Consider the following 16,413-nt stretch of genomic DNA (forward strand, 5'->3'; position numbering starts at 1 on the left):
CTGGCTATAATGTAAATTTGCTTCCCTTGGACAGCCGGTTGAAAATAATCAGCGAAATGACCGTGCATCCCGCAAGAATAGCAGCCAAAGCCGCGCCGGTGCCGAAGTTGGAGCTGATGACCTCGCTGTAAATGCTGACCGATATCGTTGCCGTTCCTCCGTGATAAAGCACGATCGTCGTACTCAGCTCATTAATGACGGCGACCCAGCTGATAATCGCTCCTGACAGCACCCCGGGCATCATCAGCCGCGCCGTCGTGCGGAAGAAGGTCTTCATCGGAGGAACGCCGAGGCTGATCGACGCCTCCTCCACGCTTTTGTCCAGCTGCTGCAGAATCCCGACGCTGGAACGGATGGTATAGGAGATTTTCCGCGCCACATAAGCGATGACGAGAATGATCCAGGTACCCGTCAATATAAGCGGCGGCTTGTTGAAGACGATAATGAGGCTGATGCCAAGCACCGTCCCCGGGATGATGTAGGGAATCATGATCAGCCCGTCCAGAAACGCCGTGATGCGCGATGGTCTTCTGACCAGCACATAAGAAACGAGAACGCCGAACACGACAATAACCAGCATGGCCGCAAGCGAGAAAGTGAACGTATTGCGGACCGCCTGCTGCACTTTATAGCCGATATCGATATAGCTGTCCAGACTGAAGCCCCTGTGAAACACCGGACCCCGCCTCTCCAGGAATGAAGTGAAGAGGACGGTTGCCTGCGGCAGAATGGAGATGCAGACCGGAATAAAAGCGACTGCCGTCCACAGATTGCGCTGCACCGGCCTGAGGAGCTTGACCTGCGGCGTTCTCATTCCGGATGTGGCGTAATTTTTGCGCGATGCCAGATGCCGCTGAATGAACAGCGCAGCTGTCGAGCAGCCGATCATAATGGCGCTGATGGTGCTGGCCATGGACAGATTGCCGCCCATCTCATTGACGAACTGCTCGTACGCCATGATCGGCAGTACTTTGAAGCCCTGTCCGAGCAGCATTGGCGTACCGAAATCGGCGAACGATTCCATGAACACCAGCAGCGTTCCGGCAGAGAGGGTGGGCAGCAGCAGTGGCAGCGTGACGGTCCATATTCTTCTTGCCGCCGGCATCCCCAGACTGTCGGCCGCTTCCTCGACAGACGAATCCGCCGTCCGCAGCGCTCCGGATACGTACAAGTAAATTTGCGGGTAAAACTGCAACGCGAACACGAACACAATGCCCTTCCAGCCATAAATCGATTCGAATGGAATTCCAATGCTGTGCAGCATTCTGGTAATGACGCCATTGCTCCCCAGCAGGATAATCCAGGAATAAGCTCCGATAAACGGCGGCGACATAAAGGAAAGAATGATGAGTATATTCAACAGACCCTTGAAGCGTATCTGGAACCGTGCCGCCAGATAGGCCAGCGGAGCTCCGATCAGAACGGCAGCCAGCGTCGCCAGCAGCGATACCTTGAAGCTGTTGAATAATGCCGAATAGTAATATTTCAGTCTCACAAAATCCCAGTAGTTCGCGAGGGTAAGGTGTCCTTCCTGGTCATAAAAGCTGCTGAGCAGCAGCGAAATCAACGGGTAAACGATGAAAAAAAGCAGAAAGGCAAATGCGGCGACCGTCACGACCGTCCACACATCCCACTTCCATCTCCGCCTCCATGGCCGCTTCGATCGGCCGGCTGTTCCATCATGCAAAATAGAGAACCTCCTCGCCCTTGCCGTCGAACATGACCGCGCGGTCAAGCTGCAGATCGACAAATACGCGCTGCTGCCGCTTGAGAAGCATGCCCTGCTCGGTCAGCTGCTGCTCGACCTCGAAGCGCTCGCCATAATCGGACCTCACCACATAGTGGCTTTTGCCGCCCAGGAAGGTCGCCTGCTCTACCACGGCCGGCAGCTGCATGCTATGCCTCATGGTCTGCTCGATGCGGATTTTCTCCGGCCGGATGGAGAACAGCACCTTGCCCTGGTAAGCGCGCTTCAGCTTCAGGCTCATAGAGCCGTTGTTCAGCGAAATAACAGCCTGCCCGGTTTCCTTGTTGAATCCCTGCACATCCGCTTCCATGAAATTGGAAGTCCCGATAAAATGGGCCACATTCCGATTGGCGGGCGTCTCATAAATGTCCGCAGGGCTGCCGATCTGCTGAATGACGCCGCCATGCATGACGGCTATCCGGTCCGATACGGCCAGCGCCTCTTCCTGATCATGGGTTACATACACCGTTGTAATGTTCAGCTTCTTTTGCAGCTCGCGGATATCCGCCCTCATCTTGATTCGGAGCTTGGCGTCCAGATTGGACAGCGGCTCATCCATCAGGAGCAGCTGCGGCTCAATGACAACCGCACGCGCCAGGGCGACCCGCTGCTGCTGTCCGCCGCTCATGGCCGAGGGAGAACGGTCGTGCAAATGCTGAAGCTCAACCATTCTCAGCGCCTCCATGACCCTGCTTTCGATTTCTGCCTTCTTCACTTTGCGGGCCTTCAGCCCGTAAGCGACATTGTCGAATACGGTCATATGGGGAAAAATCGCGTAATTTTGAAACACCATGCCGATATTCCGCTGATGCGTCGGCACCTCGTTCATGAGGCGTGTCCCGAAGTAAACATTGCCCTGATCCTGCCGGTGAAAGCCGGCAATAATGCGGAGCAGCGTTGTTTTCCCGCAGCCGCTGGGACCAAGAAGCGTGAAAAACTCCCCGTCCTTGATGGTAAAATCGGCCTTGTCTACAGCCGCTGCCTGTCCAAAAGCTTTGGTAACCTGTTGAAACTTTACTTCCATCTTGCGCCTCCTCGCGTTCTTCCGGGCCAGAGGCGGCAAGCAGGCAAACTGCAAATCCTGCCTGCCTTGCCGCCTGTCTGCCGGCAGCTTCTACTCCTGCCCCGTAACAACGCGAGTGAATCGTTCGCCGATTGCGGTCTTGTTGGCGGTTACCCAATCATAATCGTAATCGACGGTCTTGATGCTGCCGATTTCCGGAAGGCCGGATTTTGGCGCGACATCGTTCCGGACCGAACGGCGCAGGAATTCATCCTGCAGCAGATTCTGAACATCGATGCCGGAAGCAAAATCGATGAAAGCCTGCGCATTTGCCTGGTTTTTGGCGCCTTTGATAACAGCCATGCCGTCAGGCGTTACAACTGTTCCTTCGGACGGATAGACGATGCCGACCGGTGCGCCGCCTTCCACATAACGCAGAGCCGCTTCCTCCAGCGTAATGCCAACCGCAAATTCCTTGCTGGCTACACCCTCATAAACAAGTCCCGAGCCCGAAAGCAGCTTTCCATCCAGATTGGCAACGAATTTCTTCACGAAATCCCAGCCTTTCTCGTCGTCTTTGCCATAGGCCGTAAGCATGGTGGCCAATTGTGTAAACGAGGAGCTTGATTTGCCCGGATCGGCGAACGCGATTTTGCCCTTCCACTTCTCATTCAGCAGATCATTCCAGCTCTTGGGAGCGTCCGTCTCGGAGACCAGATCCTTGTTGTACATAATAACCATCGGGAGCAGCGTGAATGGCGTATAAAGACTACCGGTATCCAGATACCCGGGATTCAGATTCGCTTTTTCCTTGGTTTCGTAAGGCTCCAGATAATCGCCGTACGCCCGGAGCGAAGCAATGTCGCCTCCGAACATAACGTCGCCGAGCGGGTTGTCTTTCTCCGCTTCAACGCGCTTGAGCAGCTCTCCGGTTCCGCCGGCGATCAGCTCGACCTGCACGCCCGTACGCTCTTGAAATTCCTTGACGATCGGATTATTGATATCCGCATTGTTAGGTGAATAAATAACGACCTTGCCGCTGAGCTTGGTAGCAGTGCCCGCATCTCCGGCTCCATCAGCCGAAGTCGTTTCTGCCGTCGAAGCGGTGCTTGCCGCATTGCCCGCGTCCGCTGCCGTATTGTTCGCATTCGCCGTTCCTGCGTTATTCGCATTCGCTGTGCCTGCGTTGTCCGTTCCCGAATTTTCGCCGCATGCCGTCAGCATGACAACAAGGACCACCATCAATAAACTGAGTACTTTTAAACGTTTCATTTTCTGCCTCCTGCGTTTTTGTAGGTACTTTCCCACTATAGAGCCGCAGGGTCCTTTCCAACAACGCGGTAGAATTTCATTTATGTTCGTTATTTTTCCTTGTTGTTTTTAAGCTTTTCAAGCTTCCTGCGGAAGCTTTTTTGCGTCATCCCCGTCGTTTTCTTGAACAGCTGGCTGAAATAGCGCGTCTCCTGATAACCGACCATTAAGGCAATTTCGCCGATTCTCACCTCCGGATCCAGCAGCAATTCCTTCGCTTTGTTAATGCGCAGCTCGGTAATATAGTCCATGAAGCTTTTGCCGGCCTGCTTTTTGAACAGCTTGCTGAACCTGCTCTCGCTCATATGCAGGCTTGCGGCCAAATCATACATCATCAGCTCTTCTGTAAAATGGTCGTGAATATAATCCAGCACAGCGTCGATCTCATTCCTGGAGGGCGATTTGCTTTCCAGATACCGGGTCCGCACCTCTCTTGCCATGCTCTCCAGCCAATCGAGCATGAGCTCGCTGGAACGCAGCTCGTTCATCTTTTCCAGTACGCCCTTCAGCTCCGGCAGACCGCCTGTCTCGTGGAAATGCAAGGTCAACAGATTGTAAACGCCAAATACAAGCTGCACGCGAAACTGCTTGGGATCGGCTTCTTTTCCGCCGGAGCGCCACAGCAGAGCTTTGTACAGTGCCTGCAGCGCTTCCTTCAGCTTGTCCTCCGATCCCCACTTGATCGCTTCGACGACTTCCGATTCATCCCATACTTCCGAGGATACGGCATCATTCGATAAGTTCTCGTAGCTGATAACGGTCGGCGATTTCAAGAATACATGATGGAGCCTGGCGATGCAGGCCTCGTCATAGGCTTTGCCAAGTGCAAGCAGACCATGATGGACGCGGCTGAGGCTGATGGTGGGTCCGCCGTGCCAGCCGGATTCCCGCTGCGGAATCCCCTCCCGCCACCTCGAGCCTCCCGCCTCGCTCAGGAGAACCGCGTAAACGCCGCTGTTCATCGGGATGGGGTCAGTCAGCGCACAGCTCCTGAAGTACGCGGCGGCGCCTGACTCCCAGCCCGGCTCCTTGAGCGCATCCGCATCGCCGCCTCCAAAATCGACGACAGCGACTCTGAAGGCTTCGAATGGCTCCAGAAAACCTTCCAACGCTTCGTACAGCAGCTGCATGTCCTGCATGCTTGCCGTATCCGTAAGGAGATGCTGAAGCACCTTTTCCAGCACGAAGGGCTGGCTTGTCCGCTGATGCTTCTCCAGAATTTTCGTATAGTCCATCTGCTGCCTGCGGAGCGTGATCTTGCGGGTCGCTTCTCCGAAGGTTTTGCGGAGCTCATGGGGATCGGACGGCTTCAGCAGAATGTCGAAAGCGCCCAGCTTCACCGCCTGCTGCGCATAGGAGAAATCGTCGAAGCCTGTCAAAAAAATCGTCGTAATCTCTGAATCCCTGCGGGAAATGGTCTGAACAAGCTCCAGCCCGTCCATCCCCGGCATGCGGATGTCGGACAGCAGTATATCCGGCGACAGCTCGTCGATAAGCCTCAATGCATCGATGCCGTTATCCGCCTCGCCCACGATCTCGCACTGCATTTCATGCCAGGCAATCGTTGTTTTCAGCCCTTCCCTTACCAGCCATTCATCGTCAATAATCATGACCTTGAACATCGTTTTCACCCGCTTGTTTAATTTGAGGAAACTCGATCGTAACCGTCGTTCCGATACCCGGCTTACTGACGATATGAAGCGAAGCGCTGTCGCCGAATTGCAGCTCCATTCTTCTGCGCAGATTTTCCAGCCCGATGCCCGTGCCCGCCTTCGCCGTGCCCATCTCATGCTTGTCCGGCACGAAGCCGGCCCCGTCGTCGCTGACGGTGAACCGGACCTTGTCGCCAGCGGCCTGCCCGGTAAAGCGCAGCGTTCCTTTGCCGTTCTTCCGTTCGAGGCCGTGCACAATTGCATTCTCCACAACCGGCTGAATGAGCAGCTTCAATGTATAAAAGGAGAGGATTTCGTCTTCCATCTCGATTTCCATCGTGATTTTTTCCCTGAACCGCATCTTCTGGATCGCCAGATAATGCTGGATCTGCTTCATGTCCTCGCTGATCAGAATGATCTGATTGCCCTTGGAAATGCTGTAGCGCAGCAGCTCGCCCAGGGAAATGACCGTCCGCGATATTTCATCGACATGGTGAATGCGGGCCATCCAATTAATGGAGTCCAGCGTATTGTACAGAAAATGGGGATTGATCTGCGCCTGAATCGCCTTCAGCTCCGCCTCGCGCAGCTTCAGCAGCTTCTCGTAATTTTCATTGATCAAATATTGAATCTCCTGCAGCATGCGGTTGAAGCTCTGGCCCAGCTGGCCCACCTCGTCCTTGTATTTGGAGGAAAAGGATACGCCAAGATCGCCTTTCTCCGCCTGCTTCATCAGCGAGCGCAGCTTGCGCAAGGGGGTGGTGATGCTGCTCGAGACGATATACGCAAAGCCGAACGCCGCGATAATTCCGACAAGCATTACGCCGATCGTCAGCTTCCGGATGCTCTGGCTTTCCTTGATCATTTCCTTGACGGGCATGACGCTGACCAGCTTGAAGCCGGTCGCCTCGGAAGTGTCGTAAATGATCATTTCCCTGTTCCCGCCATCGTCCCTGGATTCAAAATAGCCCTTCGTCCCGGCCAGCACATTCGGCAGAAATTCGGCCTGCAGCTTCGTTCCGATCTGATGCTTGGGCAGACTGGACATGACATTGCCGAAACGGTCCAGCAGAAAAATCTGGCCGTCCGGCACAAGATGCGCTCTCGCATATTTGTCCACCAGCGCCGATTCCATAATATCGATGACGAGATAGCCCAAATCCTCGTTTGTTTCTATATTTTTGAGGACCCGCCCGGTTGCCACCGCCGTGCCGAAATCATAGAGCTTCTTCAGCGTATAGTGGGTATCCCATACGGCGTTGCCGCCCGCAAGCCGGGCTTTGCGGAACAATCCCCAATTGGAATCGATGTTGTCGTATTGCTTAGGCAGCACATCGCCGGTAAAAAACCGCTCCCCATTGTTGCCCAATATATAAATTTCGATATCCCATTTCTTAAAGCCCACAAACGACTCCAGAATGGCCGAAATCTTCTGTTCATCCGCATAGCGCTCGCTGATCGTACGGTCCGCGCTGCCTGAAGAGAGAACCTCCTGAACGTCCTCGTTGCTGTAGATGTACATCGACAGCTGCTCAATATCGCTGATGAAATAATTCATGCTGTATGTAATCTGGGAAAGACTTTCCAGCACCGTTTGGTACACCTTCTCCTGAACCGTGTAGGAAGAATGATTATACGACAGAATGCCCAGCACGCTGAGCGGCGCGATCGCAATGATCATAAACAAAATGATCAGCTTGTTTCTGAAATCCATACTCCCGATCAAGGCCATGAATTGATTTTTCATGATGCGGTTCCCTCCTCGCTGCGGCCGAGAGTAATGCTGCATTCAGCAAGCTATCTTCTATTCCCCCATCCCCCTTCGCATGTTCAATGTACCTGTATACAATGTTCATATGGTTATGGCAATGTAAAAAAAATTGTTAAAAAAATATAAAGGGCAAAAAAGCCTGATGAAGCGCCTTTACCGGGCCGGGCTGGTCTAAGCCCTGAGCTGCTGGACCCGCACAAAACAAAAAACCTTGCGCCGCGCGACGCAAGGTTTTTGAAGTTTATTGCAAGATTTGAAGACTGGTATGAAAGATTTCTCTTCTATAATATCGCCTGAACCTGATCCCATCCGGTCATCTACGATCTAACTTCATTAATAATAACGAGCCGCAGCCCCACTCTATCCATCCATTCTTGACCGCGCTCGTCATTCACAGCAATGAGCGCTGCCTGTCTCTTTTTTATTTCCCAAGCAGCACCGGCGCTACACGGTATTTGGTAGACTGCTCATAGTCATAGGCCATGCCCAGCAGGCTGGCTTCGCTCCACATTTTGCCGATGAAGGCGACAGCAAACGGGGAACCGCTCTTGTAATAGCCGCCTGGCACCGTCACGAGAGGAATCCCGGCTATATTAATTTCGGAAACAGTGGTCGCGCCAATATTATCCTTGCTGTCAAGAAGAGGCGTCTCTTTAAACATTTGAGGATAAACCAGAGCGTCGAGATCGTAGAAATCCATTACATCGTTAATGATTTGAAGGTATTTGGTACGGATTTTCACGAAATTGGACAAATCCGCCACGGAATTCGGATCGGGCATATCCTCCTTGTACCGGTCGAAGATGGACGGTTTTTGACCGGTTTTATCCATCAGCTCTTGTACCGAATTGATTTCGGCGCTTGGCCCGAGCCGCTCCAGATAATCTTCCATATCGTAGATAACGGATTCAATGCCCACCGATCCGGAAGCTTTGACGAATTCGGCAAATTCCGTCCCTGCGAACGGATCCGGAATTACGGTAGCGCCCTGCTTCTCAAGCTCTGATACGGCACGGTCATACAGCTCCTGGGTTTCCGGCGTCAGCTCCTGATCCCGCCAGCCTTTCCCGTACAGGCCGATCCGCTTGCCCTTCAGCGCCAGCTGATTAAGCTGCGAGGTGTAGCCGTTGCGCGGCATATTGCCGATCGAAGCAACGGTCTTCGGATCTTCATGGCTGTAGCCTGCAATCACGTCAAGCATCGCCGCCGCATCATGAACGGTTCTGGCATGCGTGCCGATGACGTCCCGCGTGCTTCCTCCAAGCGGTACCACACCCGCATTCGGCACGAGTCCAAAGGTCGGCTTGATTCCAACCAACGCCTGGGCAGCTGCCGGATTTTGAATGGAGCCTCCCGTTTCCTCCGCGATACCGAGCACCGCAAAGTTCCCCGAGACCGCCATTGCCGTTCCGCTGCTGCTCGCACCGGGAACCAGCTTGCGGTCTACCGCATTATAGGTATCTCCGTCCCAGCTCGACGTAGCGCGTGTGCCGGAATTGCTGAACGTCGGGATATTGGTTCTTCCCAGAATGATCGCTCCCGCTTCCTTCAGCCTTGCCACCACCGGGGCATCCGTCTCGGGGATCAGCTGAATGCCGCCCTTCTCCTTGCTCAGCGGCGCCCATCCCATCGTGGAGGGAAATCCGGCCATATCCACCGCTTCCTTGATTACAATCGGAACGCCGGCCAGGCTCCCCAGCGTTTCTCCTGCAGCCCGGCGGCGGTCGATTTCCCGGGCCTCCTCCAAGGCCTTTGTATTCATTGTCGTAAAAGCATTATAATTTGGCTCGTACGTTTGAATGCGGTCCAGATACGCCTGGACGACCTTCTCAGCCGTATAGTCGCCTTTGGCATAACCTGCCTGAAGCTCCTGCAGGGTTATTTCCTCAAATTGAAATTCGTCGGCAGCCGAAGCTGCAGGGGTATAGGGAAGTAAAGCTGCTACCAATAAAAATAAGAGAGCGACGAATACGGATCGTTTCAACGCAAAAAAACGATAAGGGGTTCTCATTGCTGTCATACACCTCTCCCAATCTGCAAATTTTGATTTCCACAGTGAAATAAGACCGTTTTCAAGACGATTTCACCCAGTCTTCCTGAGAAGCCACCTCCGTCCTACAACCCATTACGCAGTTCTTATGTATACGTTTTGTATCTATTATTCTAGTATTCCATAATTTTCATGTCAATATATATGACTCAATAAGTCAATAATATTTAATTTTCTCTTGAAACTGAATGAATCTTTCGAAATAAAGCTTTTAATTTTCTTTAATTCAATCTTTTAAGTCATATTACTGTTAGCACTATGATATATATAATATCGCAAATTCCGTTTGCTCCTTATCGTACCCCTTTCAACTATATGTTCCAGCCGCCGAAAAATCCCACTTTATTTGTTCATTCCTATATCGAACAACACTCTTGTTTGCTCCGGCAGCCTTCCCGCCGCTTGATGTTCAAGCATGACGGGACCACAGCGGCACTTAAGTTTGAAAATGCCGGTTGACAAGATTTTATATTAAATGCTAATCTAGGACTAAGTTCTTTATAACGAACATGAAAACAGCCTCTTCTTCTTCAATAAGCCTTAAATATTACTAAAAATATTATTTCAACCTACCATTGGGGATCAGGCTTTCCTATTGCTGCTCCAACGTTCTATAAAAAGAACAGCAACTAACATCCCCATCACCCTGGAATCGTCAATGAAAGGCTGGAAAATTACCATGAGCGCGATTGCCGGAATTTATCATATGAATCATGAAGAGATCCAACCCGGGCGGGGCGATGCGCTGATGGCCCAGTTTGAGCCCTATCCTGCCGACCGGGTACATACCTGGCAAGCGCAAGGCGCGTTTCTCGGCTGCCATGCACAATGGATCACGCCGGAATCCGTGGGAGAAATCCTTCCCTTCCATGACCGGGAGCGGGGCCTTGCCATTACGGCGGATGCCATCATCGATAATCGCACCGAGTTATTTGACCAGCTGAACGTCCCCCGCGAGGACCGCGACGACATGCCTGACAGCCTGCTCATCCTGCTGGCATATGACCAATGGGGGGAAGATACCCCCCGCTATCTCGTCGGCGACTTCGCCTTTGTCATCTGGGATGAACGCAGACGGTCGCTCTTCGGCGCAAGAGATTTTTCGGGCAACCGCACCTTGTATCTGGCCCGTTCGTCTGAGCTTTTCTCCTTCAGCACCATCATAGAGCCTTTATTCACGCTTCCCGGCCTGAATAAAAGCATGAATGAACAGTGGATCTCGGAATTTTTGGCCATTCCCGTGACCACCGATGCTGTCGATTGCTTCTCTACCGTCTATTCGCATATTCAGCAGCTCCCGCCATCCCACAGCCTGACTGTCTCGGGCGGCAGGATCACGTTCTCCAGATACTGCACGCTGGAGCCGGAAGAACGGCTGAATTATAAGTCCGATATGGAGTACGAGGAAGCGTTCCGCGAGGTGTTCAACGCGGCAGTCACCTCCCGTATCCGGACGCACCGTCAGGTCGGCGCCCATCTCAGCGGAGGACTGGATTCGGGTTCGGTCGCAAGCTTCGCCGCCAGAGCGCTGCGCAAGGCTAATAAGCCCTTGCATTCCTTCAGTTATTATCCGCTTGAGGATTTCGTTGATTTCACGCCCAAGAGCAGGATTGCCGACGAGCGTCCCCTGATCATGTCCACCGTCAGCCATGTGGGCAACATCAAGGACAACTATTTGAATTTCCCCGGGCTGAGCCCGTTCTCCGAGATTGATGACTGGCTGAAGACGATGGAGATGCCCTATAAGTTTTTTGAAAATTCGTTCTGGCTGAAGGGGATTTACGAACGGGCTTACCACGAGAACATCGGCGTCATGCTGAACGGCCAGCGGGGCAATTGGACCATCTCATGGGGACCGGCGCTGGATTATCAGGTCAATCTGATCAGACAGTTCCGCTGGATCCGCTTCTACCGGGAGCTGCAGCAGTACAGCCACAGCCTTGGCGTGAAGAAGTCGCGGGTCATGTCCGTCGTCGGCAAAAAGGCTTTCCCGTTCTATGGAAGGTTTACGACGCAAAAAAGCGATTATCAGCTGCCGATGCTGATCAATCCGAAGTTTGCGAAGCGGACGCAGGTATTCGAGAAGCTGCAAACCTATGGGCTTAACACATGGGGTTCTCCCCTGAACAGCGCCTACGCCATCCGAGAGGACCAGTTCAAGCAGCTCTATTTCTGGAACATTAACGGTACGATCGGCACCAAGCTGTCGCTCAAATATCTGATGTGGGACCGCGACCCGACGAATGATCTGCGCGTCATCCGCTTCTGCCTCTCCGTCCCTGACGATCAATTCGTCCAAAACGGCGTAGACCGCGCCTTGATCCGCCGGGCCACCGAAGGTTATTTGCCCGACAACGTCCGGCTGAACCATCGCACCCGCGGCGTTCAGGGTGCCGACGGCGTGCACCGGATGGCCGAATCATGGGATGCTTTTATAAGCGAGCTGCATCAGCTTATAGCAGACCCTGCGGCTGCAGAATTTTTGAATACGGAGCAGCTGGCTGATTCATTGGGCAAGATCGGCACCGAGCCCCGGCCGGAGCTTGCGTTTGATTTCAACTACCGGATTCTGATGAGAGGCCTGATCTTCTACCGCTTTATCAAAAAACAGACTTGAGAGGAGGTGATACTATGCAAAACGAAGCCAAAAAACAATGGCAAGCGCCATCATTGGAAGTTCTTGACTACAAAATGACTATGGCAGGACCAGGCGTTCATCTGCCTGATGCTGTTCAACCGGATCCCACAGAAAACATTCACTACAGCTAATCTTCATTGATGGCCGCTTATGTACCAGAGTGTATATAGGCGGCTGTCAACCGTTTGCGGGCGCTCACGCATCCGCATGCTATGGACTGAATTATGAATCGGATCAACTGGAGTGAAAATGATGATCGAAACGACCGCTCTTGCTTACTATCACGCTTTTGGCTGCGTCATTCAAAGCGCCATTCCGCTTCCGGAGCTGACCGAAGCCTGCGGGTCAACCGGGGAAAATCTGCAGCAGCAGGCTCCCGCTACCATTAGCGTTGCGGATTTACTGCCGCTATGGAACGCAGAAGCAGCTCTGGATGAAATCTGGGTCGTTCGTGGAAGCGCAGTCATGTTCCAGGTGCCGGATGTGGCCATTTTCCGTATCGAGGATGGCTGTTCTATTGCCGTTTCCCCTTTCCCTGAATCGGATCCGGACAAAATCAGGCTTTATGTATTGGGCACCTGTATGGGTGTGCTGCTTCTGCAAAGAGGAATTCTTCCCCTGCACGGCAGCGCTGTCGCTATCGACGGGAAAGCCTATGCCATTGTGGGACATTCCGGTGCCGGAAAATCCACTCTCGCTTCCGTTTTGCTGGACCGCGGCTGCCGGCTGCTGAGCGATGACGTCATTCCCGTTATTCTCAATGAAGATCATATGCCAATCGTGCTTTCTTCCTACCCGCAGCAGAAGCTGTGGCAGAACAGTATCGACGAACTCGGCATTCATCATACAGATTGCAAGCCGCTATTTGACCGTGAGCTTAAATTTGCGGTGCCGGTCCGCTCCGGGTTTCACCCTTCTCCCCTGCCGCTTGGCGGCGTATTCGAGCTGGTGCCGGGTGAAACCGATACCGGGATTCAGCCGGTTGACGGGCTTGAACGGTTCCATACCCTGCTGCGCCACACCTTCCGCCGCTCGTTAATGGAGAAGATGGGCCTCATGGAATGGCATTTCGGCATGCTTGTCCGGTTCATCAACCGGCTTCCGGTATACCGGATCGGCCGTCCCGCCTCCGGATTCACCGCGCACTTGCTCAGTTCGCTTCTGCTCGAAACCATTCAAAAGGAGGAAGCATCATGAACCCAAGCGTTGTACAGCCGACCGGAACTGTCTCGCAATACCCCGGCAATATCGTGAGCGACATGGATGGCGAGAAGGTCATGCTGAGCGTCCGCAATGGCAAATATTATAATTTGGGAGAGACCGGCGGGAGAATGTGGGAGTTGATCGGCGCAGGCAGTCCCGTTGTCCGGATCGTTGAAACGTTGACGGCTGAATACGAGGTTGACAGCAGCGAATGCGAACGCGATGTTTTGCTGTTTCTGAACCATCTGCTCGAGCATGAACTGATCCTGTACGCCCAAGCGGATGAACATCTGTCTGCATCCTAATTTTCATTTAAAAAGTAGGGACCTCATATGAAAATCTTCAGAATTCTCCGCAAGCTGCTTCATACGGACAGAAGGACGCTGCTCATGTTCGTCGAGGCATGTCTGCTGCTGGGCTGGGCACGATGCCAGCTGTTCCGGCCATTCGCCGCCATCGCCCCGAAGCTGGGAGAGCAGACCCGGGAAACCTCCCTGGACTATGACCCGCCCTGTATGCCTGCAATCAGACAGGTCGCGCATGCAATCAATACCGTTAGCCGGCATACGCCATGGGAGAGCAAATGTCTGGTGCGCGCCATCGCGGGCATGAAAATGCTGGAGCGCCGCAGAATCGACAGCACCCTTTACATGGGAACTGCCAAAGACAAGACCGGGCAGCTCATTGCCCATGCCTGGCTGCGCAGCGGCCCCGTCTATATTACCGGCGCGGAAGTTATGAACCGGTTTATCGTTGTGCAGAAATTTGCGAAGGCAGGAAGAAACGGCTGACGCCGTCCACTGGCGGCTAAGTTAGTTTCTTCGCATAGACCTTATAGACATTTATCTACGTGAACCTGATACAGGCTATAAGGCGGGAAGAAACGGCTGATGCCGTCCTCTGGCGGCTAGGTTAGTTTCTTCGCATAGACCTTATAGACATTTATCTACGTGAAACTGATACAGGCTATAAGGCCGGGAAGAAACGGCTGACGCCATCCACTGGCGGCTAAGTTAGTTTCTTCGCATAGACCTTATAGACATTTATCTACGTGAAACTGATACAGGCTATAAGGCCGGGAAAAACCGGCTGCCGCCGTTCATAGGAATGGTGGCGAGAGGTCTCACTTTAGGAGCGAGTTTGATGAACCCCATCCTGCATTACATGAAGCGTCTATACGCTTATTCCGGAGCTGCCCTCACAATCAATCTGCTTGGTATGGTATTCAGCAGTCTCCTTGAAAGTCTCGGCATTCTGCTGCTGATCCCCATGATCAGCATGAGTGGGATTTTGAGCGTACAGCAGGCAAGCGGCTACGATTTCAAAATTCTCGAAGAGCTGCGGGCAATGCCACAGACGTTGGCGCTGACCCTGATTTTGTCTCTTTATGTATTGATCGTGTTCGGTCAAAATCTCATTCAGCGTAAAATAACGATCCGCAATGTGGAGATCCAGCAGATCTTCAGCCGCAAGCTGCGCTTTGAAACCTACAGCACACTGCTCGCGTCCAGGTGGTCCTTTTTCCTCCAGAAGAGGAAGTCGGATCTCATTAATCTGTTAACGATCGAGCTTGCGCGCGTCATTAGCGGAATCAACCTGTTTCTCCAGCTCGTGACCTCCTTCCTGTTTACGCTTATCCAGATTGTGTTCGCCTTCTGGCTCTCGCCGGCCATGACTTTATTCGTACTGGGCTGCGGAACGGTTCTTGCGCTGTTCTCGCGCCAATATATTCATCAGGCGAAGGTGCTCGGCAGTCAAACCTCGGAGCTCTCGCAAAGCTACCTTGCCGGCATTACCGATCAGTTGAACGGTATCAAGGACATCAAGAGCAACAACCTCGAGGAATCCCGCCTGGGCTGGCTTCATTCGCTTACCCAGGGGATGATGCATGAGCAGATGGAGTATATCCGGCTCAGAATGAATTCGCAGCTGGTTTACAAAATATCCTCTGCTCTATTGATCGCGGGCTTCGTGTTTATCTCATTCCAGTTCTTTCATACGCAGGGTCCCCAGCTTCTGCTGGTTATCCTGATCTTCGCCAGGCTGTGGCCGAGATTCACAGGCATTCAATCCAATCTGGAGCAGCTGGCGGCAACGGTCCCCGCCTTCAAAGCGCTCATCAGCCTCCAGAAGGAATGCGCGGAAGCGGTGGAGCAGCACGAGGCGGGTCCTGCCGGCCTGAGTCCGGCCCCGCTTCGTCTGGAGCATGGGCTTACCTGTGACAATGTGTATTTCCGCTACCACCGGCAGGAGGCTGCGCATACGCTTCAGGCAATTAATCTGTTCATTCCCGCTAACCGGATGACAGCCTTTGTCGGACGTTCCGGCGCGGGAAAAAGCACGTTGATCGATCTGCTGATGGGCCTGATGCAGCCTGAATCGGGCCGGATTCTCATCGACGGAGAACCCATTACCAACGCGAATCTGTTTGCCTACCGGCGGTCCATCGGCTATGTGGCGCAGGACCCCTTTCTGTACAATGCCAGCATCAGGGAAAACCTGCTGATGATCAGGCCCGATGCCAGCGAGGATCAGCTGTGGGAAGCGCTGGACTTCGCCTCGTCCGCTGAATTTGTCCGTGCGCTGCCTCTGGGGCTGGAAACGCTCATTGGCGACAGGGGCATCCGGCTGTCCGGAGGCGAAAGGCAGCGGCTTGTGCTGGCGCGGGCCATCATCAGCAAACCGGCCGTGCTCGTGCTGGACGAGGCGACAAGCGCGCTGGATACCGAGAACGAGAAGAAAATCCAGGAGGCGCTGGAGCGGTTGAAAGGAACTATGACCATTATTGTGGTCGCCCATCGTTTATCCACAATCCGTCACGCGGATCAGGTCATTGTCATTGATCAGGGGAAAGTGGTGCAGCGCGGAGGCTTCATGCAGCTTGCGTCTGATCGGGACGGAGTATTCGGCCATCTGCTTGATAATCAGAAGGAAGCCATTGTATAGCTGCCGTAGAGGATGAGGAAACAGGCAGATTCATGCGGCCATGCATGAAAAGAAACGGCTATCGCCGTCCTTTGGCGGCAAAACCCTGGTTT

Annotated in this window: 12 protein-coding genes; 6 read left to right on the forward strand and 6 right to left on the reverse strand. The window is 53.3% G+C overall.

Translation table 11 applies throughout. The features are described from left to right. Window positions 1–4: 4 nt before the first annotated feature. The 6 genes from AC0YOB_RS21495 to AC0YOB_RS21520 all read right to left on the reverse strand — a co-directional run bounded on the left by AC0YOB_RS21495 (window position 5) and on the right by AC0YOB_RS21520 (window position 9,504). Complete coding sequence (locus AC0YOB_RS21495; RefSeq protein WP_475794507.1) at window positions 5–1,687, reverse strand: ABC transporter permease; 1,683 nt, start codon at window positions 1,685–1,687, stop codon at window positions 5–7. After that, entirely contained in the window at window positions 1,680–2,771 is a 1,092-nt protein-coding gene (locus AC0YOB_RS21500) for an ABC transporter ATP-binding protein (protein ID WP_475794508.1), read from the reverse strand. The genes AC0YOB_RS21495 and AC0YOB_RS21500 overlap by 8 nt, the downstream gene beginning before the upstream one ends. 90 nt (window positions 2,772–2,861) lie before the next feature. Next, on the reverse strand, window positions 2,862–4,022 hold the full coding sequence (locus tag AC0YOB_RS21505; RefSeq protein ID WP_475768890.1) for an ABC transporter substrate-binding protein: 1,161 nt from the start codon (window positions 4,020–4,022) through the stop codon (window positions 2,862–2,864). Between the two features lie 89 nt (window positions 4,023–4,111). Next, window positions 4,112–5,683: a response regulator transcription factor gene (locus AC0YOB_RS21510; RefSeq protein ID WP_475794509.1), complete on the reverse strand. Its 1,572-nt coding sequence runs from the start codon at window positions 5,681–5,683 to the stop codon at window positions 4,112–4,114. Continuing rightward, on the reverse strand, window positions 5,661–7,460 hold the full coding sequence (locus tag AC0YOB_RS21515; protein WP_475794510.1) for a cache domain-containing sensor histidine kinase: 1,800 nt from the start codon (window positions 7,458–7,460) through the stop codon (window positions 5,661–5,663). The genes AC0YOB_RS21510 and AC0YOB_RS21515 overlap by 23 nt, the downstream gene beginning before the upstream one ends. 445 nt (window positions 7,461–7,905) lie before the next feature. Further along, entirely contained in the window at window positions 7,906–9,504 is a 1,599-nt protein-coding gene (locus AC0YOB_RS21520) for an amidase (protein ID WP_475794511.1), read from the reverse strand. A gap of 709 nt (window positions 9,505–10,213) precedes the next feature. Between AC0YOB_RS21520 and AC0YOB_RS21525 the strand changes: the two genes are divergently transcribed. From AC0YOB_RS21525 to AC0YOB_RS21550, 6 genes are all read left to right on the forward strand, one after another. Beyond that, complete coding sequence (locus tag AC0YOB_RS21525; protein WP_475794529.1) at window positions 10,214–12,151, forward strand: asparagine synthase-related protein; 1,938 nt, start codon at window positions 10,214–10,216, stop codon at window positions 12,149–12,151. A 14-nt stretch (window positions 12,152–12,165) separates the two neighbouring features. Then, complete coding sequence (locus AC0YOB_RS21530) at window positions 12,166–12,303, forward strand: paeninodin family lasso peptide (RefSeq protein ID WP_475768886.1); 138 nt, start codon at window positions 12,166–12,168, stop codon at window positions 12,301–12,303. A gap of 121 nt (window positions 12,304–12,424) precedes the next feature. Then, window positions 12,425–13,369 (forward strand): aldolase, encoded by a 945-nt coding sequence (locus AC0YOB_RS21535; RefSeq protein WP_475794530.1) that lies wholly within the window; start codon window positions 12,425–12,427, stop codon window positions 13,367–13,369. After that, complete coding sequence (locus tag AC0YOB_RS21540; RefSeq protein ID WP_210037981.1) at window positions 13,366–13,680, forward strand: lasso peptide biosynthesis PqqD family chaperone; 315 nt, start codon at window positions 13,366–13,368, stop codon at window positions 13,678–13,680. Before AC0YOB_RS21535 ends, AC0YOB_RS21540 begins: the two co-directional genes overlap by 4 nt. A gap of 27 nt (window positions 13,681–13,707) precedes the next feature. After that, window positions 13,708–14,166 carry a lasso peptide biosynthesis B2 protein gene (locus AC0YOB_RS21545; RefSeq protein WP_475786086.1) on the forward strand — a complete coding sequence of 153 codons (459 nt, stop codon included), beginning with the start codon at window positions 13,708–13,710 and terminating at the stop codon, window positions 14,164–14,166. Between the two features lie 352 nt (window positions 14,167–14,518). Further along, the gene (locus AC0YOB_RS21550; protein WP_475794512.1) at window positions 14,519–16,321 is read left to right on the forward strand and encodes an ABC transporter ATP-binding protein; all 1,803 of its coding nucleotides are present in this window, start codon (window positions 14,519–14,521) and stop codon (window positions 16,319–16,321) included. The last annotated feature ends 92 nt before the right edge of the window (window positions 16,322–16,413 follow it).

The organism is Paenibacillus sp. JT31N17, assembly GCF_056269255.1.

Excerpts from the sequence above, each read along its gene's own strand:
- AC0YOB_RS21520 (WP_475794511.1), bottom strand. The coding sequence starts at position 9,504 with ATGACAGCAATGAGAACCCCTTATCGTTTTTTTGCGTTGAAACGATCC.
- AC0YOB_RS21525 (WP_475794529.1), top strand. The coding sequence starts at position 10,214 with ATGAGCGCGATTGCCGGAATTTATCATATGAATCATGAAGAGATCCAA.
- AC0YOB_RS21530 (WP_475768886.1), top strand. The coding sequence starts at position 12,166 with ATGCAAAACGAAGCCAAAAAACAATGGCAAGCGCCATCATTGGAAGTT.
- AC0YOB_RS21550 (WP_475794512.1), top strand. The coding sequence starts at position 14,519 with ATGAACCCCATCCTGCATTACATGAAGCGTCTATACGCTTATTCCGGA.
- AC0YOB_RS21510 (WP_475794509.1), bottom strand. The coding sequence starts at position 5,683 with ATGTTCAAGGTCATGATTATTGACGATGAATGGCTGGTAAGGGAAGGG.
- AC0YOB_RS21540 (WP_210037981.1), top strand. The coding sequence starts at position 13,366 with ATGAACCCAAGCGTTGTACAGCCGACCGGAACTGTCTCGCAATACCCC.
- AC0YOB_RS21515 (WP_475794510.1), bottom strand. The coding sequence starts at position 7,460 with ATGAAAAATCAATTCATGGCCTTGATCGGGAGTATGGATTTCAGAAAC.
- AC0YOB_RS21545 (WP_475786086.1), top strand. The coding sequence starts at position 13,708 with ATGAAAATCTTCAGAATTCTCCGCAAGCTGCTTCATACGGACAGAAGG.
- AC0YOB_RS21500 (WP_475794508.1), bottom strand. The coding sequence starts at position 2,771 with ATGGAAGTAAAGTTTCAACAGGTTACCAAAGCTTTTGGACAGGCAGCG.
- AC0YOB_RS21535 (WP_475794530.1), top strand. The coding sequence starts at position 12,425 with ATGATCGAAACGACCGCTCTTGCTTACTATCACGCTTTTGGCTGCGTC.
- AC0YOB_RS21505 (WP_475768890.1), bottom strand. The coding sequence starts at position 4,022 with ATGAAACGTTTAAAAGTACTCAGTTTATTGATGGTGGTCCTTGTTGTC.